We start from the raw sequence: 23332 nt of genomic DNA, 5'->3' as shown, positions 1-23332 counted from the left end.
TGACGATGAAAAAAATCAGCTTTCAATCATTAGTAGAAATCTTTCTTGTTTCAACGAGACTTGGATTTACTTCCTTTGGTGGACCTGTTGCGCATTTAGGGTACTTCCATGAAGAATACGTCCGCAGGCGCAAATGGATGGATGAAAAAAGCTACGCCGACCTAGTGGCGCTTTGCCAATTCCTCCCTGGACCGGCGAGCAGCCAGGTCGGAATCGGGATCGGGGTCATGCGCGGCGGTGTGATCGGCGGCCTGGTTGCCTTTCTTGGCTTTACAATGCCTTCTGTTATCGCGCTGATTGTGTTTGCACTGGTGCTGCTTGAATTTAATGTGGCTGATGCCGGCTGGATTCACGGCTTGAAAATTGTCGCTGTCGCTGTTGTGGCTCACGCTATTCTTGGTATGGCTGGGAAGCTGGCACCCGATTTGAAACGAAAAGCCATTGTGCTCGCGGCATTGGCGGTCGTCCTTTTATGGCAAACGGTCTTTACTCAGGTCGGCGTCATCGTTGTAGCCGGAATCATTGGCTACCTTTTATATAAAGAGCATAACGTCGAAAAAGCGCCTGCCTTCACTTTTCCGCTTTCACGGAAGTTTGGTGCAGCCTGCCTTGCATTGTTTTTTGGCTTGCTTGTGCTGCTGCCGATTTTGCGTGAAGCGACATCAATGAACTGGATCGCGTTGTTTGACAGCTTTTATCGAAGCGGCGCACTCGTCTTCGGCGGCGGCCATGTTGTCCTTCCGCTGTTGGAGCGTGAATTTGTGCCGACAGGCTGGCTGACAGCAGAAGAGTTTCTTGCGGGCTACGGGGCGGCACAGGCTGTACCGGGACCACTCTTTACCTTCGCTGCTTATATCGGCGCGGTGATCAACGGCTGGCAGGGCGGATTGTTCGCTACGTTCGCGATTTTTCTTCCGGCCTTCCTACTTATTCTCGGCGCTCTTCCTTTTTGGGATACACTTCGCCGCAATCCGAATATTCAAGGCGCCTTGATGGGTGTGAATGCGGCTGTTGTCGGGATTTTAATCGCTGCGTTTTACACGCCCATTTGGACGAGCTCTATCGTAGAAGCCATCGACTTTGTGTTTGCGGCGATTTTATTCAGCATGCTCGTTTACTGGAAGCTCCCACCGTGGGTTGTTGTACTCACTGGAGCAATAGGCGGTGCCCTACTCAGCACCCTCGTTTAAAAATGAAAAAGAAGCCGCCTGAGCGAATCAGCGGCTTCTTTTCATTTTCTCATTCAGCATTCCTTTCCCCTTCTTATCAATAGGAGCTGCTTCAATGAAATTCAGCTTTTTATCCTTACCATCTCTCTAAAACAAATACTTATTAATAATTATTATAAATAGATATTGACTTTCGTTTGAGAAGTGTTATCATTACAATATAAGCAAGAAAGTAATTGATGAGGTGATTTGGATGATCGAAAAAAGCAATCGTTTAACGACCAGCTGGGGTGCCCCGGTTGGCGACAATCAGAATTCACAAACAGCAGGACAACGCGGTCCTACATTAATTCAAGATGTGCATTTACTTGAGAAACTAGCGCATTTCAACCGTGAACGTGTACCTGAGCGTGTCGTTCATGCAAAAGGAGCCGGCGCACACGGCACATTTGTGGTCACAAATAATGAAATCTCAAAATACACAAAAGCGGACTTTTTATCGGAAGAAGGCAAAACGACCCCGATGTTTATTCGTTTCTCAACCGTCGCAGGCGAGCTTGGTTCAGCGGACACCGTTCGTGACCCGCGCGGCTTTGCGGTGAAGTTTTACACAGAGGAAGGCAACTATGACTTGGTCGGAAACAACACACCTGTGTTTTTTATTCGCGACGCGATTAAATTCCCCGACTTCATTCATACACAAAAACGCCATCCGCAGACTCACTTGAAAAACCCAACAGCCGTTTGGGATTTCTGGTCATTATCGCCTGAATCGCTTCATCAGGTGACGATCTTAATGTCTGACCGCGGCATTCCGGCAACCCTTCGCCACATGCATGGATTTGGAAGCCATACGTTTAAATGGGTAAATGCGCAAGGACAAGCCGTCTGGGTGAAATACCACTTTAAAACAAACCAGGGCGTGAAAAACCTTGATGTCGACCTGGCAGCCAAGCTGGCGGGGGAAAACCCGGATTACCATACAGAGGATTTATTTAATGCGATTGAAGCGGGCGATCTTCCATCATGGACGCTTTACGTTCAAATCATGCCGATTGAAGATGCCAACACGTATAAATGGGACCCGTTTGATGTTACGAAGGTGTGGTCACAAAAGGATTATCCGCTCATTGAAGTGGGCAAAATGACGCTTGACCGCAATCCAGAAAACTATTTCGCCGAAGTCGAGCAGGCAACCTTCTCACCAGGGACGCTTATTCCTGGGATCGAGGCATCACCCGATAAAATGCTTCAAGGCCGGTTGTTCTCCTATGCCGATGCACATCGCTACCGCGTTGGTGCAAACCATAATGCACTGCCGATCAACGCGCCGAAATGCCCGTTCCATAACTATCAGCGTGACGGCCAAATGCGCTTTGACGGAAACGGGGGCAATACGGTGTATTACGAGCCAAACAGCTTTGGCGGCCCGACAGAATCTCCGGAAGCGAAGGTTACACCGTTTGAGGTAGAGGGAATGGCAGCCGAACACAGCTACAGTCACGATGACCACTTCACACAGGCAGGCGATTTGTACCGCCTTCTTACCGAGGATGAGCGGACACGCCTTGTTGAAAACATCGTTGGCGCCATGAAGCCGGTTGAACGCGAGGACATTAAGCTCCGCCAGATCAGCCACTTCCATAAAGCCGATCCTGAATACGGAGCGCGCGTGGCAGAAGGACTTGACCTTGCAGTTCCAGTAAACTAAAACGATCAAAGCAATGCACAATGGATTCATATAGAAAAAAGAGGTATGCCGCACAAAAGCGGATACCTCTTTCCCATTTACGATAAGGAGTGAACCATGTTGAAAACAGTCCAAATTTGTTCAAACTGCCAGACTGCGATGAAGAAACTAAAGCACAGCACATTATGCGGCTGCGGCATTAAGCTGACAACGATTAATCGGACGAAACGGTAACGAACCGTTCCGGATAATCGGTAATAATCGCCTCGACCGGCAAGCCGCTTGCTGTCACACGCTGCCATTCCCTCATGTCATTGATTGTATACAAACGCAGCAGCATCCCGCTGTCTACCGCTTCTTTCCCATAGTCACTAAGCGCAAACGATGTCTGAACATGAAGCGCCGTTAAGCCCAGGTCTTTTGCTTTTAACAGGGCATCACGCCGAATCTTCCATATGAGTCCAGCGACCGCAATATACGGGTCCAGTTCAATCACTCGTTTGATGCTGTCGAAATTAAAAGAAGAAAGAACGACTCGTCCTCTCATATCGAAGTGCTCAATCACGTCCAGCACCTTTTTTTCAATGCCGTGATAGGGCACTTTATTTGTTTTTAATTCCACATTGATCTGCAGGTCATTTCCCGCTGCCCATGTAAAAACATCCTCAAGTGTCGGGACAGGATCACCGGCGAATGATGGGCTGAACCAGCTGCCCGCATCAAGTGCAGCCACTTCCGCTGCGGTCATCCGCTCAATTGCACCGCTGCCGTTTGTCGTCCTGTTCACTGTCTCGTCATGAATCACGACCAGTTCTCCGTCCCTTGTCATCTGTACATCCAGTTCGATTCCTTGAGCGCCTTTATCAGCGGCTGCCCGAAAAGCCGCCATCGTGTTTTCAGGATGGGTTCCGCTCGCACCGCGATGGGCAAAAATGAACGGCTGCTGATTCATTTGAATCTCTCCTTTTCTAACATCGTTCCTTCTATCTTATGTCAGAGAAGCAAAGAAACGCCACTTTTAGGCATAGGCGTGCTGAAATGCTTTTATCTTCTGGCTATCCATCGCCAGCGTCCCTTTCACATCGGCGCCGAACCATTCCAGTGATACATCCGCTCCGTTTGGAATGTGCGGCAAAAAGTGTTCATACTTCAGCGCACCGTCAAACAAAGGCACCATTCCGTCACGGCAGCCTGCTGGTGAATACACATTGGACGGCTGAAAAACAGAAAGCTGCTTTTGGGAGCTGATATTTTTCAAATGAAAATGAGCCGTATGATTCCGCAATTGCTGAAAGGCGTGGACTGGGTCCGCCCCTGATTCCCATACGTGCAAAGCATCAAAATTAATCCAGAGATTCGGGTGATCCACCTCTTGGAGCAGCTGCAGCGTGGACGGCAATGAATCGGCCAGCGTGCCCGGGTGGGTTTCGATGAGAAGCTTTTGTCCTTCCTGCTCAAAAAAGCCGCACATATAACGGAGCTGCTTTGTCAGATACGCTCTTTCATCTGGCTGCAGATCCTGACTGCTTTTCGCTCCAGCGAAGGTTCTCACTTTTTCCGCCTGCCACGCACCTGCCAATTGAGACAGCTGACTGCATGCCTGCTGCGTGTCTGCTGTCTGATCAAGCGGAATATAGCCACTGATCATCGGGACGGTCAATCCAAGTTCACCGAGCAGATCGACAAGCGGCAGCTTTTCCGATTCAAGCGCCGCCGCGTGAACACCCCACAGCTCTACTCCTTGGAATTGCTGCTCGGCTGCCCACCTCGCGATATCCTCAAGCGACTGCAGCGTATGTCGAAACGAGATCGTACATACATGAATATTCATTAACCCATTCCTCCTGCCTGAACCGTTTGACGGGCTTCCCATTTTTGAAATAACTCAAGGAGCATTTGCTTCACTTTGTATTCTCGCTGGTCCTGACGGTCTAACAGCCCAAGTACAGTATGGACATGACCCACGGAGCCTGTCATTGACAGCTTCATCACACGGTACTGAATGGCCGTATACCCCTGCACCAGCTGCTCGATTTCACCGCACCATTGTTCAAACAGCTCTTCATTTTCCTCAATCGGCTCCAGTAAAAAAGCAAACGCGTGCTCATACGCATATTTCCGAATCGCCAGCACCGGTATTTGCTTTAAGGCCGGCGCCAGCTTTTCATAAGTCCCGCCGTCGCAATGATGCCGGACAATCAAGCGAATGGCCGCGGTAAACGGGTTCACTTCTTTCTTTAAACACGTGTGGAAATAAGCATGGACAGCTTCTGCTGCAGGCGGGCGGATTGACTCGGCATCAAAATAATACCCGCCTTCTACAGACGGTTCTCCAATGGCCGCCAAAATGTCTGACTTTGGAAAAACGCCCTCCCACCGAAAGTCCGGATCAAGCATTAGCCACTCTTCTTCCCGCTCTGTTTGCTCCAGCATGACATAATGAGGAAACGGCTTTTGGTGAAACTTGTTTTCCCGCTCCGGAAGCATCGATAAATCCAGCATGACCATTACATGCCGGGAAGAGCTTTTGCCAGTAATCAAGCGGATCATCGTCTCCATATTCTCTTCCTTCTTTTTCGTTTTGTCGTACCAACTGACAATGGAAATGCCGTACAGCTGCTCGTACCACTCCACGAAAAAATCATGATCCATTTGATCGGAATGGTAGGCGAGCTCGTACTGGTCCGTTACAGTAAAGTCGGAATCCCACACACCGAAATAATACGGGCGATGATCGACACCAGGTGTTTTTTTCAAAAGCTCGCACACACAGCTGACAAAGCAGTGGACCTTGATCACCGAACCACCTCCTGCTCCAGCAAAAAGTCCGCCAGTGTGCCGACCGTTTGAAAATGCTTCGGCACAATGGCTTCATCCGGAATATCCAGTCCGTAATCCAGCTCCAGATGAATAATCAATTGAAGCATCATCACCGAATCCATATATAAATCTTCATTCAGCCGCGCTTTTTCATGAAACTCCTCCAAAGCAGGCAGCTGCATTTTTTGCTTCAAAATTAAATAAATAGCTTGAATCATCTCGTTTTTATTCATATACGGCTCAGCTGCTTTCGATTCATTTTCCCATTTGGAAGGGTCGGGATGCTGGACGAAACGATCACATCCACAGGCATTTGATAAGGTGCCAGCCGCTCCCTGCACCACGTCCGAACCTGCTTTTCATCTACACCGGAAGATGAAACATACTTCACGCAAACCCGTTCGCCCGAGAATGGATCTGTTTTTTTGAAGACAACCGCTTCGTCCACGCCCGGCATAGCAAGCAGCACACTTTCTACTTCATGAGGATAAACATTCAGCCCTGCGACGTTGATCGTATCATCCAGCCGGGCTAAAAAATGAAGCTGACCGATGTCCGAGACGAAGCCGACATCCTTTGTATGGATCACTTCTCCCTTTTTGTGCACAACGATTTCATCCGGCTTCTCCACTGTTCCTGCTTTGACGGTAACGTGTGAAAGCGGCTTACCCATTTCATCCGGCTTGCTAATCGACGAATGAATCGAAATACAGCCGGCTTCTGAGCAGCCATACTGCTGCAAAACCTCTTCCGCTTTTGGAAGAAGCCGCTCTAGCCAGGCAGCAGGCAGCAGTGTGCCGGATGTCATCACTTTGTGAAAGATTTTCTCTTCCCCTGTCAGCTGCCCAATCGTATGAATCAGGGAAGGTGCGCCATAGAAAATGTGCGCCGGATAGTTTTTTAACAGCTTCAGGATGTATTTCGGATTCGGGCTGGACGCCACAACCGGTTCAACGCCCCGTTTGACCGAAGCAGCTACACCGCATAATAAGCCGTATGAATGGGTGACCGGACAAGCAACAATCGGCACTTCGTTTTTAACCGGCAGCGCTTCATTGTAGCTTTCCAGCTCTTCTTCAATAGACGCCCATGTCCGGGCTATGCACTTCGGCTCTCCTGTCGTGCCGGATGTCATCTGAATCAGCACACTGTCTGCGTCTGGCTCTTCATGAAAAACAATCGGTTCCGCTACTGTTCCGTAAAACAGCACGTTGCTTTTGGCCCTTTTTGCCGTGCGGATTGCCGCTTCCCTTGGAGAAGCCGCATGCACAGGCACAACTGACCCGCCCTTTTTCCATATGTAAAAAAAGAGAGAAAGCCAGTCGAACGAATCAGCGAGACAAGCCGCAACCCTCCATTTCCCCGCGTCCTTTAAAAAGGGGAGCTGCTCATACCGCTGAAAAGCTTCCTCCAGGTCTTTGTTCGTATAATGCACGTCATTAATAGATAGCATGTTGTTCCTCCTGTTTGATCGCATGCAGTATATTCGGAATGAGATGGCTCTTTTCATTCCCTGCCGCCGACCATTTAGTTGAAAAAAGTGATTCCGTGCGAATCATCGGCTGATCCCATTTCAAAAGCCCATGCCTTTTCTGCCAATCCGGCTGCTGAGACACGTGAGCGGTCACGAGCTGATGCACACACGTCCAAAAATCCAGTTCTGTATAAACACCGTGTTCTTCAAGCTGAAAGGAAACGTCGCTTAAATGAAAAACAAATAACGTATCCATTACTAGCTCCCGCAACGCTTCAATAGAAGACATCCAGTACGATTCATCCGGCTTGTATGTCTGAAACTGCTCATGTGCTGCGTTAAAATCCGGTACACGGGACGAGTCAGGCAGGAAAGAAGGCACATATTCCATGCTTTCATGAAAATCACGGAGGGCGACCCTCACTGGCCAGCCGTTTTCGTGTATCAGAATCATGTTTTGTGCGTGGGCTTCAAGCGCGATCCCATGGACACAAAGCAAGTGCCAGACCGGAATCACGCTGATCTTGATCAATTGCTCCACCCAGGCTGCCGCACCGTATTGCTCAATCCACGGAGAAATGAGCAGCCGGCCGTTTTTTTCACTCATGGACAGCGCGTTAAAGGGAATGGCTTCCTCGCCGCTTCGTAAATGTGCCCGAATGCTTTCCCTCCACAAAACACCGAGCTTGCCTTTGGCTCCTTCCACAGCAAGACCGGCAAACTCGCTTAACATCACGATATCTTCAAGCACCGGATCCGTTTGCTGGATGTGCAGCAGCCAGTCCGAAATAACCGGTGCGGCACATAAAGAAGGCGTATGAAGCGTACGGACAGAAGACGTCTGCCGCATGTTCATCGATAGCTTCACGTGCGGCATGGACGGGTTTTCCTCATTCCAGAGTGTCCGGACCGACTGTGTAGCACGGTACGACCCGGCTTCAAGGAGCGGCACAAGTGTCTTCCATTCGGACCAGCTGTTTTTCCACTGCCACGGATGAACAGGAAAAAAAGAATGTGTCCAGGGTGATACTCCTTTCGCCTCCATTTCACTGAGCAGCTGATGATGCAGCGGCTCTCCAAGAATGCTTTTCCATGGTGGTTCGTTCCCTGATAACTCCTCATGCGGAACCGCTACCCACTGAATGGGAAAAGCAGCCCCTCCTTCAGGACCGTACGCTGCATGATCGCTTAATGAAAACCCCACTCTTGACTTGAAGCAAGGATGATACGGGTGTCCTTCGATGAGCAGTCTTTCTGCTTCTTCGTACGGCAGCGATGCCCTCCATTCAGGCAGCTTTACGTGTTCCTCGTTCCACTCACACAGCATAATCGTGCGGACAAATTCGTGTACGAGCTGCTGCTTAAACGGATGATCCACAGGAAGTTCATCGACGAGGTCAAGCAGGCAGGCGTCTCTCCAGCCGTCTTCGTTTTTCACAAAAACAGGCAGGGATCGGAGCCTGAACCGCCCGAACGCGCTTTTGCGGCCAAAGCATTTAAACAAACGGGATTTCCCCTGCCATACCCACACATCCTGTTCCTGCTCTGCGGCCGGCACAAGCTTTTCAAACACCATCGCCTCTACCAGCTGCTTCATCACACGGGCAGATGAATCATAAAAAAACGGGTTCATATTGTCCCTCACCTTGCTGCAACAGACTGCTGTCTGTCAGTGGATTTGGCACGTCCGTATAAACGGCCTGCTCCAGCTTCTCTTCCAGCTCATCTACATCTTGAAAGCGCGTCATTAAGTTGGCTTTACAGGCAATCGTTTTCTGCGTTAAAATCTGCCGGATAAAAGTGCGTCCGGCTCCTGTCATCGATTTCTCCATGTCAGACAGCTCGAGAACCATCCAGCGCAGCAGCTGCTTTTCTTCTACCAGTCCGTCCGCCCCCATGCGATGAGTAATGGAAAACAGCTGATTGAAAAACACGTAATAAAAAAAGCGGTCGCGGATCAGCGGTTCTTTGTAAAAGAGGGCGCCGTGCTCGCAAAGGGCAGGCTCAGCTCCTTGCAGCTGCAATCTGTACGATTCACATAAATAAAACCCCTGATTATCGCGGTAATAATACTGGCTTGGCCAGCCATTTTCCAGCTGCAAAACACTGTTTTGCTGATGAGCTTCAAGTGCAATGCCGTAGCGGTCGTAAATGGTCAGCAGCGGATTAATCGCCGTTTCCCAGTAACGGCGAAACCAGCGGATCGCTGCTTCCTCAACATCCAATCCGGATTCCTCTGCCAGGCGCTTTACTTCTGCTGTCAGCACGGCATCTTCTCCCGCCGGATGCTCTTGAACAAGCGCAGCTACCGAAAAAAGATTGTCAGCACGGCTTCTCATAAACGGATTTTCACGGATAATGACTTCAAATCCGCTTTCCTTCTGACCCAGGCCAGGCGGGTCGACGGTTACATAAGCGGGGTCCTCAATTAAGCGAAAGGAAGGATATTGTTCAGCTACAGCCAGATTTCCCATTAAGCTTCCCATCACAATACCGCATTCAAGCTCATGATGTTTATTCACACGCAATGAATTCGTAATGTGGACAGGCAACGAAAATTTAAACATCCAGCGGCAGTCTTCACTGTAAACCGTTCTCACAGACGATGTAGCGGTGAATAGGGGACCTGATGCTCCTTCGTATAAAAGATCTCCGTTTTGAATCGCTTCCGCTACCCAAGGCTGCTGAAGAAGCCACTTCGCTTGAAGCGGATGCATCGGTACCGTGCAATAACCGTTTCGTTTCAGAAAAAGATCGTTGACCATTCCTTCAGCGGACAGTCCTTCTGCCGCATTCGACCGGACCCAGGAGGGATTTGCGTAAAAGAGATGCAGCTGAAACCGCCCCTTCAGCTCCGGTGCAAACAAATCATGCTGCCAGTGGGCCATCCCGTAACGGCTTTTAGGGGTCGGGTGCATCCAGTGTCCAAAGACAAGCGACTGTTCACTGTCGATAAAAGTAGTCATGCTCTTGCTGTTTTCCTCATGAAAGCCCACATACCTTTCGATCGCATCTGTGCTTTCAAGAACACGGCTTAACAGCTGCTCATAATGGGAGCAATCTTTATTGCGGCAATGCAGCTCTTCAATCAACGCAATTAATAGTGTGATTTTTTCGACCCGCTGCCAGCCCGTCTCTTCTTTTCTCCAAACAGCCCCGAGCGTGTGCCTGCCAGACTGTGAACGGTAGGCCACCTCTACTAAGCAGGAAAAGGAACGGCAATGAAGAATAAGCTCCCGCACCTCCTGAGCAGCATCGTGTATGACAGCCGGGTACCGGTCAGCGGAAAGCGCCCTTCCTTGATCTATTTCGCGTAAATAGCTGTTCAAAAAGCACTGAAACGCAGCTTCCTCTGCCCGTTCTCTTGCTCTCGTTTTCAATAGATTCACCTCGTAAGGTCAAAAGACCCATTAATTGATAATCATTCTCATTGTTGTTGAAAGAAAAAACCGGAACTTGTATCCCGATTTTTGAGAGTATTTTTCTGCTGTTCCATTTTTCCCTGCTGATCTTTGAATCCATTCTCAATGATACTCATTATCAATTAAAAGAACCATGCACATTTTTATCCGATCCCTTGCACAAATGCAACCGGCTGGAGAAATAACGGACGAGGCCTTCGATCATAAAAGATCGGCCACTTGGTCCCCATGCATCCCACTCCATACTATCCGGCATATAAACAGAATCTGTCTGTACCGCTTTTAACGTTTTCCATGCTTCGTCTTTCGTGACTCTTTCCACATCACGCGGCTTGCTTCGTAAAATCAGCAGCTGCTCCGGCTGCATTGCGGCAAGGGCCTGCACCGTCACCATTTGATATCCATGCTCAGGCAGCTCTGGATGCGGAGTAAACCCGAGACGTTGAAAGAAAAGGCTGCTGTATGCATCCCCCGTTCGTCCGTACAGCCTGATTTCTGAAGCGTGAATGTGCAGGATCACCTATTCGCCGCTTATACGCAGCTTCTTTTTCGCTGCCTCTTCCAGCTGGTGAACTTCCGCTTTCACTTGCTCTGCCTGCTTTTCCTTTCCAATCCGTGATGCAATGCTCTCCAAATATTCGTCCCATTCTTGATGTACCGGAAGAAACTCTACCGGGGAATGATGATGCCAAAATGGCTGTTCGGCATCGGACGGACAAGCCGTCTTCAAAATAAGATCCGGTTTAAGGCGAAAGATTTCCTCAACCTGCATTGATTTCTCTGCATTCAAAAGCCTTGTACCTTCCAACTCCTTGCGCAAATAAGAAGGAATCCCTTTTGTATTCGGAAACATAGATGGATAGCAAGGAGCCGCAATTGGCTGCACCCCGAGCGAAAGCAGATGATCCTGAAGCAAAAGCCCGCTGACAACTGCCACTCTCGGCTTCGTTTTCTTTAGAAAAACAGTCGGTGCGATTCCTTCGATTTTTTTGAATAACCGGCTGAAGTAAAACTCATCCTCAATGCCGATTTTCATACCGACCTCTTTTAACGTAACCGGGTGCTGCTGCACGAGGCACTCCTTTGCCCTACGCATTCGTTCTGATTGCATAAATTGTGTCGGAGAGCAGCCGAACTTTTTCCGGAAAGCTCTCGTAAAGGCAGGTGGCGTCATATTGACCCGCGCCGCCAGTTCCGATACTGAAATGGGTTCGGCTAAATGGTCGTTGATGAGGACTGCGCTTTCCTCCATCGTGCATGGAGCAGTCTCGACCGAAACGGCTGCCAAAAAACGAAAAAAAAGCGCATAGCCTGTGAGCAACGATTCAACCGAATTCTTTGTTTGGTGCCTCGAGAGCCATTCTTCTAAAAGAGGGACGACTATAGAAGGAGCAGCGGAGTGGACAGCCCGCAGAGGCACTTCCCCACACCAGCCGATTTGATAATACACAAGCCCTTCTCTTACATCACTCATCACCTCAGTGACCGTCTCCGCTACTACAGTGTCACCGGCTGTAAAGGAGCGAATGCGGTTTTCTTGCTGATAAAAGCCGCGGCCCGATGCTGCATAAAAAAGCTGTTTTTCTTCCTTTTTTCCGTCAGCCGGTATCTTTTCTCCTTTTTGAACAATGATTTTCGAAATATGTAATTGCTGGATATTCATAGCGCAACACCTTTCTTCATGAAAGAACCATTATATAATTGATAACGATTATCAGTATCATTTAAATGGTATCACAAAAAAAAAGATTCTGCCTTCCTCTTTCTTTCATACGAAAAAAGACCGGTCTGATTGGAAGGAATCAGACCGGTCTTAACCGCATAAAAACGATTTACTTCATAATTTTCACGAAAAACACCTTCAGGTAGTTGCCTTCCGGAAAAGCCTCGAGCGTCCGGAAGTCCTCGGGGAGTGAATAATGCTCCAAAATGTCGTACCCGACCCCTTTTTCCTTGCAGGCTGTTTTAATGAACTGCTTGAAGGATTTCACGCTGACGGCGCTGCTGTTTGTTGAAGCAACGATGACACCGCCGTTTTTCGTCAAATCAATCGTTTCTTTTAACAGCTTTGTATAATCCTTTGCTGCGCTGAACGTTCGCTTTTTCGTTTTTGCGAAGCTTGGCGGATCCACTACTACAAGGTCAAAGGTCCGTTCTTTCCGCGCCGCGTATTTGAAATAATGAAAAACATCCTCTACGATCATTTCATGAGCAGAGGGGTCAAGCCCGTTTGCTTCAAACTGCTGAATGGTTTTCGGCTTGCTCCGGTTAGCGACGTCCACGCTGGTCGTTTTAAGAGCCCCTCCAAGCGCGGCACAAACGGAAAATGCACCGGTATACGAAAACATATTCAGCATTTCGGCATTGCGCGAGTACCGCTCCCGAATGGCTTTTCGCACCTCACGCTGATCAAGGAACACACCCGTCATGGCCCCGTCATTCAAATCCACCGCAAAGTTCACGCCGTTTTCCTTCACGAGCATCGGAAAATCGCCGCGTTCTCCCTCTACAAAGTCATCATCCTCGATGTATTGCCCTTTTTGGTCAAAGCGCTTTTTTTCGTAAATGCCTTTAAAAGAAAGCGTGTCCCGCATGGCGGCAAGAATTTCTTTTTGAAAGGAATAAATGCCTTCGCTATACCAGTGAATAACGTAAAAACCATCGTAATAGTCAATAATCAGTCCGCCCAGGCCATCTCCTTCACCGTTAAAAAAACGGAAGGCTGTTGTGTCCGGGTCCGCCATCAATTCTTTTCTTTTTTGAGCGGCTGCTTCTATTTTTTTCGCAAAAAAAGCCGTATCAATGTATTCCTCCGGCTCCTGCGAAATGATCCAGCCAACCCCTTTATTTTGAACACCGTAGTAGCCTGTTCCAATGTAATTTTTTTTATCGTCCAATAAACGAAGGATCGTGCCTTCTTCTTTTAGGGCTTTTGGGTTTTGAACTGCGTCGCGTTCAATTAGCGGGTACCCGCCCCGAAGCTTTTCGGCCGCCTTTTTATTCACTTTTATGTTTATCATGGTCTTCATTCTGACCCCCAGCAGGTTTTTTCTTTATCTTACCAAAAAGAACGGCCGAACGGTATTATTAGTGCGTGTGGTACAATGAAGAAAAATGGCTGATGAAGGGATTTTTGCGTCATGATGAAAATGATAGCGGGTTCATTGCAATGGGCAGTGTTTTTGATCGCTTCCTCCATTGCAGCACCTGTTGCGATCGCGGCACTGTTTCATTTAGACGGTGCTGACACCGCAGATTTTATTCAGCGGACAATGCTCGTCCTCGGCATTGCCGGTATTTTACAAAGTATATTCGGACACAAATTGCCGATTAATGAAGGACCTGCCGGTTTATGGTGGGGTGTGTTCACGATTTATGCAGGGTTCGCCGGCATTTTATATACAGACGCACAATCGACTCTTCAAGTGCTGCAAAGCGGTATGCTGTATGCGGGTGTCTTGTTTGTTTTTTTTGCCGCCATCGGACTGATGGATCGGATGAAGGGATTGTTTACGCCGACCATCACATTTGTGTATTTGCTTCTGCTTGTCCTGCAGCTGAGCGGAACGTTTGTAAAGGGCATGATGGGTTTGCCGAACGAATCAGGACGCGTCGACGGCCTGGTCATTTTAGGCAGTCTGCTGACACTTGGCGTTACATTTTGGATGAGCGGTCATAAGAGCTCTTTACTCCGCCGCTATTCTGTTCTCCTTTCAATCGGCCTCGGCTGGATCATTTTCGTTTTGCTTGGCAAAGGACATTTGGATGAGTCTGCCGGCAATGCCGTCGTTGCTCTCCCAGATGTGTTTGCCTTCGGACCTCCTGTTTTTGATGGCGGCATGATGATCACGTCGTTTTTTATTACACTGCTTTTAATCGCCAACATGATGGCGTCGATTCGTGTAATGGAAGGCACCCTTCAGCGAGAATTTAAAGAAGCTGTTCCCAACCGGATTCGGCAGGCCGGCTTTTTCGCCGGAATCAATCATTTTATCGCCGGTTTATTTTCAGCTGTCGGACCCGTGCCGATCTCCGGTGCCGCCGGATTTGTTTCTGCGACAAAAATGAGATCAGTCCTGCCCTTTATCATTGGCTGCGCATTAATCGTTCTCGTTACGTTTTTCCCTGCCGCCATGCTGCTGCTGTCTTCGCTGCCTGCTCCGGTTGCTTACGCCGTGACATTTGCCATTTTCACCGGAATGGTGCGCATGGCCTTTCACGAGCTGAGCAGCACGAACGATTTAGAACGCTCATTGAAGGTTGCTGCAATCGGGCTAATGAGCGGCGTCGGCTTTATGTTTTTGCCGCCTGACAGTGTCTCGGACCTGCCGGCGGCAATCGCTGCCACCTTATCAAATGGCCTTGTCACCGGAACCGTCATCGCGCTCATTTATGAACAGCTGCTGATCAGAAAGTCTCGCCAGCATGCGTAAAAAGAGTTTGGGATATGACAGTGAGGACAACCGGTGAATCTGAACAATCCGGTAGCTGAAAGTCTTGATTTTTTTTCTAGAAAAGCACAAGCAGGGGCTCCGGGCTGCCGGCTTCGCTTTCCTACTGGGCGAACGCTGAACCAGCCCAAAAAGCGTGGCTGTTTCACCCTGTCCGCTCGTCCAGTGGGAGTCTTCGCCGGCCTCCCTGCGCCCGTGGTGGTTCTAATAAGACAAGGAAAACACAGGTGCTGAAAACGGCTTGCTTTCAGCGGTTAACGATTAGCTGTATGAGCAGAAGCTTATCTTTTTTCTCATGAAATGGAAGGACAGAACAACTTGTTTTTCCCCGTTCATGACACTCTTGTTTGGGTTTTATCAACTGCTTTTCCTCCCCACTAGGGCGGCTGGCGCAGGGCGAAGACTCGGGAGGGATCAGCGGGGAAGGTGAGATCCACTTTTGGAGCGGAGCGACAAAAGTTAGCTCACCGCCCGCCCCTCCGAACGCGAAGTCCTGCAGAAGCCGCCCCAACTATGTTCGCGCAAGCACAGTCGCAAAAAGGCTCATCGTCTTAAAGATCAAAAAAGAAAGCCGAACGCATGCGATATTTGCACGATCATTCGGCGTTCTCTTCTATTCAAAACCTTTTGTCTCAAGCTCTTCCTTTACTGTAATACGGTCAACCGTTACTTAAATTCAAATTGAACCGTGCCGTCCTTTTGATTCTTCCAGACAAGGCGGGCATCAAACGGTTTTTTCCCTTTAAACCCTTTGATTATGTTGGTTTTCCCTTGAGACAGAAGCTTTTTAGCATTGGTCGCACTGATCGGTTTTCCGAGCATTTTTTTCGTTAATGTAAAATCACATTTGGAAGATTGGTAAGCGGAGCAGCCGTAAAATTTCCCTTTGTCCACCACCGGATTCCCGCACTTTGGGCAGGGTCCGATCGGCTGGCTGTCCTGTGCGGCCTGTTTCTTCACAGGAACCGTAAAAGACCATCTCTCTGAATGCTGCACCGCATCCTGCACAATTTTTTCCGCAAGCCGTTTTGACTGTTCAATAAACACATTCGCCGGCGCTTCTCCCCTGCCGATTTCCTTCAAACGCTGCTCCCAGCGGCCGGTCAGCTCCGGTGAAGCGAGCAGTGTGTTTTCCACCGCATCTATTAAAATAAAGGCTTTTGCTGTTGGTGCCACCCGCTTCTGCTCGATCGTCATATAATCCAGCTGCTTGAGCCGCTCAAGGATATTCGAGCGCGTGCTTTCTTCTCCGAGACCCGAAACGGACTTGAGAACTTGTCCGAGCTCCTTATCTTCCATCCCGTACCCGACGTTTTTCATCGCGGTAATGAGCTCGCCTTCTGTATAGCGGCTGGGCGGAACCGTTTTTCCTTCGACCAATTTCACCTCTTCAGCCGTCCCTACTCGCCCTTCTGTCACATTCGGCAGAAGAACATCTTCTTTTTCGCTTTCAAATAAAACGGGCCGCCACCCCGGCTGCAGCAGCCGTTTTCCTGTTGTTAGAAAAGGATGAGGGCCGATATCCGTTTGAATGCTTGAATGCGCAAACACGGCCGGTCCGTAATGGGCGGCAATCAGCGATCTCGCAATAACGTCGTATATTTTTTGTTCATCGCCGCTCAAGGAGTGAAGCGAAGGCATTTTTTCGGTTGGAATGATGGCATAATGATCGCTTACTTTTTTCGAGTCGACATATCGCTTGTCAGTCATTACGGAGCGGGTTGTTTCAGCCGCCCATTTTTCGTATGGAGCAAGACGGGACAGCTTTGCGAGGATTTCCGGAAATGCGGCGGCTTCCTCCGGGTTCACGTGATTGCTGTCGGTACGCGGATAGGTCACATACGATTTTTCGTAAAGTGCCTGTGTGATTTCAAGCGTTTTTTTCGGCGAAAAATGAAACCGTTTATTCGCGAAGGCCTGCAGCGTTGAAAGACTGTGGAAAGAGGGCGGGGGCACCTGCTTGTTTTCTGTTTTCACTTTAACAACTTCCGCTTCTTTTCCCTGGCATTCCTCCCGAAGTGCTTCTGCTTTTTCTTTTTCAAAAAACCGCGTTTCTTTTTCTTTCGTATATTTGCCGTCATACGTAGCGCCGTCCAGCTGAAATGTGGCCACAACTTCATAATAAGGCTTTTGCACGAACTCAAGAATTTCTTTTTCTCTTTTGACAACGAGTGCCAGTGTTGGCGTCTGCACACGCCCCACAGCATACACATCCCGGCCGGCTCCTTTTGTTTTCGACTGAATCAACAGCGTGTAGGCCCGGCTTGCGTTCATCCCGATCAGCCAGTCTGCATAGCTTCTCGCCATCGCTTCGTGGTAAAGAGGCATCGTGTCTTCAATGGGCCGCAAATTTAAAAAAGCTTGCTCAACCGCTTTTGGCGTTAAGCTGCTCACCCATAAACGGCGCATCGGCTTATTAATGCCTGACATGCGCACGACAAGCTGAACAATCAATTCACCTTCACGGGCTGGATCGCCCGCCGCAATAATTTCAGTGACAGCCGGATTTTTTATGATTTCTTTCACCGCTTTAAAACGGCTTGTTTTAGATGGAATAACTTTATATTTAAACGTTTCCGGAATCATCGGCAAGGTTTCCAACTGCCATCGCTTTAATTTCGGGTCCATTTCATGCGGAGGCACAATTTCAAATAAATGGCCGCTGCACCAGGCTAAAAGTGCACCATCTCGAAACGTTTCACACGGTGCAATTTCGATATGGCTGCCCTTTTTCACATGACGAAACGGATCCGCCAGCGCCTGCGCCTGTGATGCTTTTTCCGCAATAATTGCCTGCATAACCTCTCCTCCGCTTCATGAAACAAGTGTTCTCAACCCCCATTATAAGGCGACGATCTCTTTTTAGCAATTAAAAAAACGAAGCATCATCTGCTTCGTTTACGCTCCTGCTTTCTCTCTGCCTCGCCAATCGCCCGCTGGATGGCATACTCCGGTTCTGTCATCATCTGGCCATGCCCGACAGCAAGCAAGGAAGGGTTCAATGACTGAATGCGCTTGGCACTTTCGATTGCAGTTTCCTTATCCCATGTTGCCAGCGCAGGAAAAGGAAACAGCGGCTTTACCGTTCCGCTCACGGCTATTCCGCCTCTTGTTTGAAGGGCATCACCCGCTATGATTTGGCCGTTTCGGTGGTCGTAAAAAGACATGGACCCCGGTGTATGTCCGGGGGTGAAAATCGCCTCTAAAGAGCCAATCCGGTCTCCATCGTTTAACTGAACATCCGGACGTGTGTTCATTCGCTTCGGCAACCCGCCTTTTATCGGCTTTTGCGGTTCTTCCGGATCAACGGACAAGTCTCCATTAAGAAGTCTTGTGTCCCGCTCGGATAAATAAACCGGCACATCGGGTAACATCGCCTTCAGCGCATCCAAAGCTCCAACGTGATCTTCATGCGCGTGCGTCAGGACGATGTGCTCAATGGGTTTTTCAAGCTTTTTCACCATGCCCATAATATCCTTAACACTAAAGGGGAGTGCCGCATCTATAAGCGTCAAAGATGTTTCTTCTTCGACGATGTAGCAGTTAACCGGAAAAAAGGATGGCAAAAACGACAGCTGGTGTAGCGGTCCTGCTTTTTGAATTCGAACCATGTCAATCCGTTGCCAAAAACCTATAAAAATCTATAAGCCCTTGTTTATTTCCTGCTTCCTTGTGCCTGCTTTTGCCGAAGCTACTTGCATTTGGTATGACACTCCACAGGCGTAAATTCGGATACAACGAATCCTACACATTAACAGCGTCTTGTTGGTGACTAAACTGTTAATTGCCCTGCTTTCGCTAAATTCAAAGAAGCGTTTCTGTCACGGTCTATTTTTAATCCGCATGTGCAAGTAAAGGTGCGATCTGAAAGTTTTAAGTCTTTCTTGATCGTTCCGCATGAAGAACATGTTTTAGACGATGGGAAGAAACGGTCAACCTGCATGAATTCAATGCCGTATTTTTCACATTTGTACTTCATTTGGCGCGTGAATTCATACAGCTTCTGTTTTTGAATCGCTTTTGCCAGGTGACGATTTTTCATCATTCCCGTTACGTTCAAATCCTCCATTACCACTTTGCAAGGCTTGGTTTTCACAATGCTATGGGTTGATTGATGGAGATGATTATTGCGAATGTTGGCCAATCGTCTGTGTAAGTGCCGTATTTGCTTTTCGACTTTTATGGTGTTGCTTGTTTTGACGAAACGGCTTCCCTCCTTGTTCATTTCGTATTTACGAGAAACACTTCTCTGCAACCGCCGAAGCCTTTTATCGATCTTGCGCACTTCTTTTGTCTTGTTGATGTTTTTGAATACCTGCCCATCTGAACAGATGGCTAAATCTTTAATCCCTAGGTCAATGCCGATTACTTCACCGGACAATGATTCTTCTTTAAACTCCTGCTCAATGCCAACAGATAAGTACCAATACTTTCCATCGTGACTGATGCGAGGGTTTGAATAGTTAACACCTATCGGTAATTGTTCGGCTGTTTTAATCCAGCCCACCTTTTCGATAAGCGCTGAATGATCTTTGATTTTCAGCTTTATGCTGTCATTGTAGAAAGATGCCTTTGATTTCCTGCGGCTCTTAAATCGCGGTTTCTCGGCAAGCCCTTTAAAGAACTTCTTATAAGCATCATAGGCATCTTTTACAGCTTGTTTTGCTACGTTGTTTGACACATCGCCAATCCACTTCAAATCCTCCGTCTTCTTCATCACAGTTACTTCTTTTCTTAAATCGTTGTCTGAAATGAATTTGCCGCCAGACTTGAACTGTTCTTCTTGCCTATTCAGTGTCCAATTGTAAATGAACCTTGCTGTTCCGGCGGATTTCCAAAGCAACACTTCCTGTTCTGGAGTAGGTTTCAACCTAACCTTCTTCGCCGTTATCACTATCTTTCAGCTCCTTAATCATTTTCTTCGCTTTGTTTGCCCGTTTATCTTGAAGGTTACAGCTAAACACAGTAACAATTTGGATTAAATCTTCAACAAGTTCTTGATCTTCTGATTTTGGTGTATTGTCGATGATTTCAATTTTTGTTCCATATTTTAAAAATATGCTCTCCAATAATTCATATCCGAATCTCAAAAGCCTATCTTTATGTAGAACGACAATTGAATCGACGTTATAGTTCAACACCATGTCAATCATTTTATTCAAGCCTTTTTTGTTGTAATTAATGCCGCTTCCTATGTCCTTTATGATCTCAAAGGGCTTTCCTTGACGGGCAAGATACTCTTTCATCTTTTCAATCTGCCTATCTAGGTCATCCTTTCGCTTGTTGGAAGAAACTCTGCAATAGCCAATTGTTATTCGTTGTGCGCTGTCAGGTTTGTGCAATCCAAGAAAATAGTCAAGCTGTTGCTGAGAATAGTGACGATGGCCAGAAGAGGAAGTGCTGGCGGGTTTCAATTTACCTGTCTTATCCCAATTTCTTAATGTTTGAACCGTTACTCCAATTTCTTTTGCAAATTGACCAATACTGTAATGTTTCATACTATTGACACCTCCATATATTATATGGCGAAGAAATATACAGTAAATATCAATAGTATTTTATAGATTTTTATAGATATTGTTAAACTACTAACTTCCTCCCTGATTATTAAAATAGCCTCCATAATGCATGGAGGCTGCTGAATTATTTATAATATTGATTTACATTATATCCTTTTGCTTTGTAATAATCGAGTATGCCATTGTAGATGGCAATGGACATTTTATTCATCTGAGCATCTGAAGCCATTTTCGCCGCATCACCCGCATTTGAAATAAAGCCCAGTTCTAACAAAGCCGCCGGCATCGTATTTTCGCGGAGTACGGAAAAATTACCTGACTTTGTCCCACGGTCGCGAAGATCCCATGCATCAAGCATACGTGCTTGAATTTTTTCTCCGAGCAGCTTGCTGTCGGCCACATGAGGATTTGCCGCCGAGTAGTAATATGTTTCAGTTCCTGTCGCAGATGCAGAAGCAGCATTAGCATGAATGCTGACGAAAATATCGCCGCCTTGATTTTTAGCAAATGTCGATCGGTCTCCCAATTTAATAAACACATCAGTGGACCGTGTCATTTTTACATTAAATGGCGTTTTTTTTAATAGATTATTTACTTGAAGGCCCATTTTCAAGACCACATCTTTTTCTTTCAAGCCATTGCCGACCGCACCTGGATCTGTGCCGCCATGTCCGGGATCAAGAATAATGGTTTGTCCAGACAGCGAAGAATCGGCACTTTCAGCAGGCGGTGAAGGGACGGCGCCCGTTGATGACTTCAAATAGGAATTGTAAATAAAGCCAGTTGTTGTTCCTGCTTTTACATAGGTCCATCCGGCAATTGTATGTGCGCCGGTTACCGCTGTATTGGCCGAAATTTTCCCGACTGACGTATAAGAAGTAGACGGGCCTGTCCGAATATTCAAGTTGTTCGTTGTTGAAACGAGCTTTGTGTTAAAGGACGCGGACTGCTTTAAACGGTACGATGGATTCACTGCACGCGCAAGAAAAACAGCGAAGTCCGCACGTGTAATCGTTTTGTTCGTGCCAAATGTGCCATCTTCCATACCGCTCGCAATGCCAAGGCTTAAAAGCGCCTGCTCTGCATTGCCTGAATAATTAAATGCTTTCGATAAAATCACAGCCATTTCACCACGTGTAACAGCTTTTGAAGGAGAAAATGTTTTCTCTCCAGTTCCGCTCATAATGCCTTTCGCAACGAGTGATTCCACAAAGCCGGAAGCAGAATTCCCTTTGCCTAAATCTGAAAATCTCGTTTCTCTTTGCTCTCCGTTCACCTGCAGCGTACGCCCGACAAAAACCGCCACCTGTGCTCTCGTTAACGTTTCATTGGGAGAGAACGATGTGGACGTTACACCATAAATGACCTTTCCCTCTGCTAAATAATTGACTTCTTTACTAGCACGCGAGGGAACATCGGTAAATCCTGCAGCCTGTACAGGAGACTGATAACCAAAAAGAGACAAGACTATACATAGGGCTAAGACAAACGTCATCCACTTTTTCACTTTGCTTCCTCCATTCGAAAGATATACCGCTTCTATCCATTACATCGGTTTCATTGGTATCATTTTAACGTTTTTTTCAAGACATTTGTGTTTCATTTGTGTTACATATCTTGAGATCTGCGTTTAAATGAGGCGGCATATAAATCATGGCGGGCATGAAGGACAGGATCATTCGGGCACTCGATCCCCTCTGGGACAATGGTCGGATCAAATACAATATGATCATTTGGCTGCTGAATTTTCGCTCCAATGTCAAGATGTCCGATCGATATGGTTTTTCGTTCTGGTGGCCAGGAGGCCGTTGAATCATCAACAGCATCCCCCTCCTCCCCGAGCGTAATCGTCAGGTCAAACCCAATCGGCAGCTGTTCATCCAGCTCGGCTTCCAAATAATCTGCCGCGTGCATGGCCGCTTCTTGTTTTGCTTTTAATTGAAATGTGTCATCAGGTGTCCATTCATATTTAACAGGCTGCTTCTCTCCTTTTTCGTTTACAAAATAAAAAGCGTGAATCGGATAATACCGGCTTGTGGAGTAGCTGATAAACGGCTTTGTATGCTTGATTATGCGAAATGCAGCTTTGCTTTCCGGGTATTTCAAAAACATTTTCACGAGATCTCGCGGACCGGGCTTGTCAGCCGCCAGACGGATCATTTCAATAAAGGCTTCCGGTGTTTTTGTTAAAAAGACAGGAACCGTCACACTGGTCAAATACGTTGTGCTGCCGTCCGGCAAATGAAATTGAACCGACATGCCTTTTACCGGCGATAGCCCGTCAATCATATTCGGGTTCGGCGAGCTGTCTGAAAACCGTACGACGGCTTTGACCGGTTCCTGCTGCAAGTGCGCCGCTGTTGTATAAAGCGCTGCCTGTCCATTCGGTGTGAAAACAGCTTCATAATAGCTGCCCTTTGCGTGTGCCCGCCGGCAGCCCGGGTGCTTGCCAGCGATCCTTTCAATCGAATCCATTGCTGTTTCGGCTAATTCATCACTTATTTTTCTCATCTTCACGCCTCCTTCTCGTATTCATCCATACCCAAAAACAGGCTAAGACATAACAATGAGGGCAGCCATTAAATACAAACAATTTATTAGCTGAAAGCCTCGCTTCACCTTTTTTCTTGAAAAAGCACACACAGGGGCTCCGGGCTGCCGGCTCCGCTTTTCTATGTGGCGAACGCTGAACCAGCCCAAAGTACGCGGCTGTTTCAGCCTGTCCGCTCGTCACATGGAAGTCTCCGCCCGCCCCTCCGAACGCGAAGTCCTGCAGAAGCCGCCCTC

At 47.8% G+C, this 23332-nt stretch carries 19 protein-coding genes; 3 read left to right on the top strand and 16 right to left on the bottom strand.

The window, feature by feature from the left end; genetic code table 11:
- The first annotated feature begins 5 nt into the window (after positions 1 to 5).
- On the top strand, positions 6 to 1190 hold the full coding sequence (locus BW952_RS16205; RefSeq protein WP_082084570.1) for a chromate transporter: 1185 nt from the start codon (positions 6 to 8) through the stop codon (positions 1188 to 1190).
- A 232-nt stretch (positions 1191 to 1422) separates the two neighbouring features.
- Entirely contained in the window at positions 1423 to 2880 is a 1458-nt protein-coding gene (gene katA, locus BW952_RS16200; protein ID WP_045850195.1) for a catalase KatA, read from the top strand.
- Positions 2881 to 3073: 193 nt separating this feature from the next.
- Here katA and BW952_RS16195 read toward each other — a convergent pair whose 3' ends face one another.
- The 10 genes from BW952_RS16195 to BW952_RS16150 form a co-directional block, all read right to left on the bottom strand.
- Positions 3074 to 3811 (bottom strand): glycerophosphodiester phosphodiesterase, encoded by a 738-nt coding sequence (locus BW952_RS16195; RefSeq protein ID WP_045850194.1) that lies wholly within the window; start codon positions 3809 to 3811, stop codon positions 3074 to 3076.
- Between the two features lie 66 nt (positions 3812 to 3877).
- A complete protein-coding gene (locus tag BW952_RS16190; RefSeq protein ID WP_045850193.1) occupies positions 3878 to 4690 on the bottom strand; it encodes a sugar phosphate isomerase/epimerase family protein in 813 nt (270 codons plus the stop codon).
- Positions 4690 to 5658, bottom strand: a complete 969-nt coding sequence (locus BW952_RS16185) for a DUF6005 family protein (RefSeq protein WP_045850192.1) — start codon at positions 5656 to 5658, stop codon at positions 4690 to 4692. The genes BW952_RS16190 and BW952_RS16185 overlap by 1 nt, the downstream gene beginning before the upstream one ends.
- Entirely contained in the window at positions 5655 to 5912 is a 258-nt protein-coding gene (gene asbD, locus BW952_RS16180) for a petrobactin biosynthesis protein AsbD (protein ID WP_045850191.1), read from the bottom strand. The genes BW952_RS16185 and asbD overlap by 4 nt, the downstream gene beginning before the upstream one ends.
- Positions 5909 to 7132, bottom strand: coding sequence for an AMP-binding protein (locus tag BW952_RS16175; RefSeq protein ID WP_045850190.1), 1224 nt, complete (start codon positions 7130 to 7132; stop codon positions 5909 to 5911). The genes asbD and BW952_RS16175 overlap by 4 nt, the downstream gene beginning before the upstream one ends.
- Positions 7119 to 8786, bottom strand: coding sequence for an IucA/IucC family protein (locus BW952_RS16170; RefSeq protein WP_045850189.1), 1668 nt, complete (start codon positions 8784 to 8786; stop codon positions 7119 to 7121). The genes BW952_RS16175 and BW952_RS16170 overlap by 14 nt, the downstream gene beginning before the upstream one ends.
- A complete protein-coding gene (locus BW952_RS16165; RefSeq protein WP_045850188.1) occupies positions 8767 to 10533 on the bottom strand; it encodes an IucA/IucC family protein in 1767 nt (588 codons plus the stop codon). The genes BW952_RS16170 and BW952_RS16165 overlap by 20 nt, the downstream gene beginning before the upstream one ends.
- A gap of 160 nt (positions 10534 to 10693) precedes the next feature.
- Positions 10694 to 11095, bottom strand: a complete 402-nt coding sequence (locus BW952_RS16160) for an ABC transporter substrate-binding protein (protein WP_052698393.1) — start codon at positions 11093 to 11095, stop codon at positions 10694 to 10696.
- Positions 11096 to 12238 carry an AraC family transcriptional regulator gene (locus BW952_RS16155; protein WP_052698392.1) on the bottom strand — a complete coding sequence of 381 codons (1143 nt, stop codon included), beginning with the start codon at positions 12236 to 12238 and terminating at the stop codon, positions 11096 to 11098.
- A 169-nt stretch (positions 12239 to 12407) separates the two neighbouring features.
- On the bottom strand, positions 12408 to 13604 hold the full coding sequence (locus BW952_RS16150) for a class I SAM-dependent rRNA methyltransferase (RefSeq protein ID WP_045850187.1): 1197 nt from the start codon (positions 13602 to 13604) through the stop codon (positions 12408 to 12410).
- 111 nt (positions 13605 to 13715) lie between these two features.
- Here BW952_RS16150 and BW952_RS16145 point away from each other — a divergent pair, with 111 nt between their 5' ends.
- A complete protein-coding gene (locus BW952_RS16145; protein WP_082084569.1) occupies positions 13716 to 15008 on the top strand; it encodes a purine/pyrimidine permease in 1293 nt (430 codons plus the stop codon).
- A 684-nt stretch (positions 15009 to 15692) separates the two neighbouring features.
- Here BW952_RS16145 and BW952_RS16140 read toward each other — a convergent pair.
- The 6 genes from BW952_RS16140 to BW952_RS16115 form a co-directional block, all read right to left on the bottom strand.
- A complete protein-coding gene (locus BW952_RS16140; protein WP_045850186.1) occupies positions 15693 to 17825 on the bottom strand; it encodes a type IA DNA topoisomerase in 2133 nt (710 codons plus the stop codon).
- Positions 17826 to 17911: 86 nt separating this feature from the next.
- Positions 17912 to 18637: an MBL fold metallo-hydrolase gene (locus BW952_RS16135; protein ID WP_045850185.1), complete on the bottom strand. Its 726-nt coding sequence runs from the start codon at positions 18635 to 18637 to the stop codon at positions 17912 to 17914.
- Between the two features lie 161 nt (positions 18638 to 18798).
- On the bottom strand, positions 18799 to 19920 hold the full coding sequence (locus BW952_RS16130; protein WP_045850184.1) for an RNA-guided endonuclease InsQ/TnpB family protein: 1122 nt from the start codon (positions 19918 to 19920) through the stop codon (positions 18799 to 18801).
- A complete protein-coding gene (locus BW952_RS16125; RefSeq protein ID WP_045850183.1) occupies positions 19898 to 20524 on the bottom strand; it encodes an IS607 family transposase in 627 nt (208 codons plus the stop codon). The genes BW952_RS16130 and BW952_RS16125 overlap by 23 nt, the downstream gene beginning before the upstream one ends.
- A 145-nt stretch (positions 20525 to 20669) precedes the next feature.
- On the bottom strand, positions 20670 to 22052 hold the full coding sequence (locus BW952_RS16120) for an N-acetylmuramoyl-L-alanine amidase (RefSeq protein ID WP_045850182.1): 1383 nt from the start codon (positions 22050 to 22052) through the stop codon (positions 20670 to 20672).
- Positions 22053 to 22153: 101 nt separating this feature from the next.
- A complete protein-coding gene (locus BW952_RS16115; protein WP_045850181.1) occupies positions 22154 to 23056 on the bottom strand; it encodes a catalase family peroxidase in 903 nt (300 codons plus the stop codon).
- Between the last annotated feature and the right edge of the window lie 276 nt (positions 23057 to 23332).

The organism is Domibacillus enclensis, assembly GCF_900156125.1.
Classification (GTDB): Bacteria; Bacillota; Bacilli; order Bacillales; family Domibacillaceae; genus Domibacillus; species Domibacillus enclensis.
The sequence above is the reverse complement of the archived record's forward strand: the minus strand, read 5'-3'. Positions and strand labels throughout refer to the sequence as shown.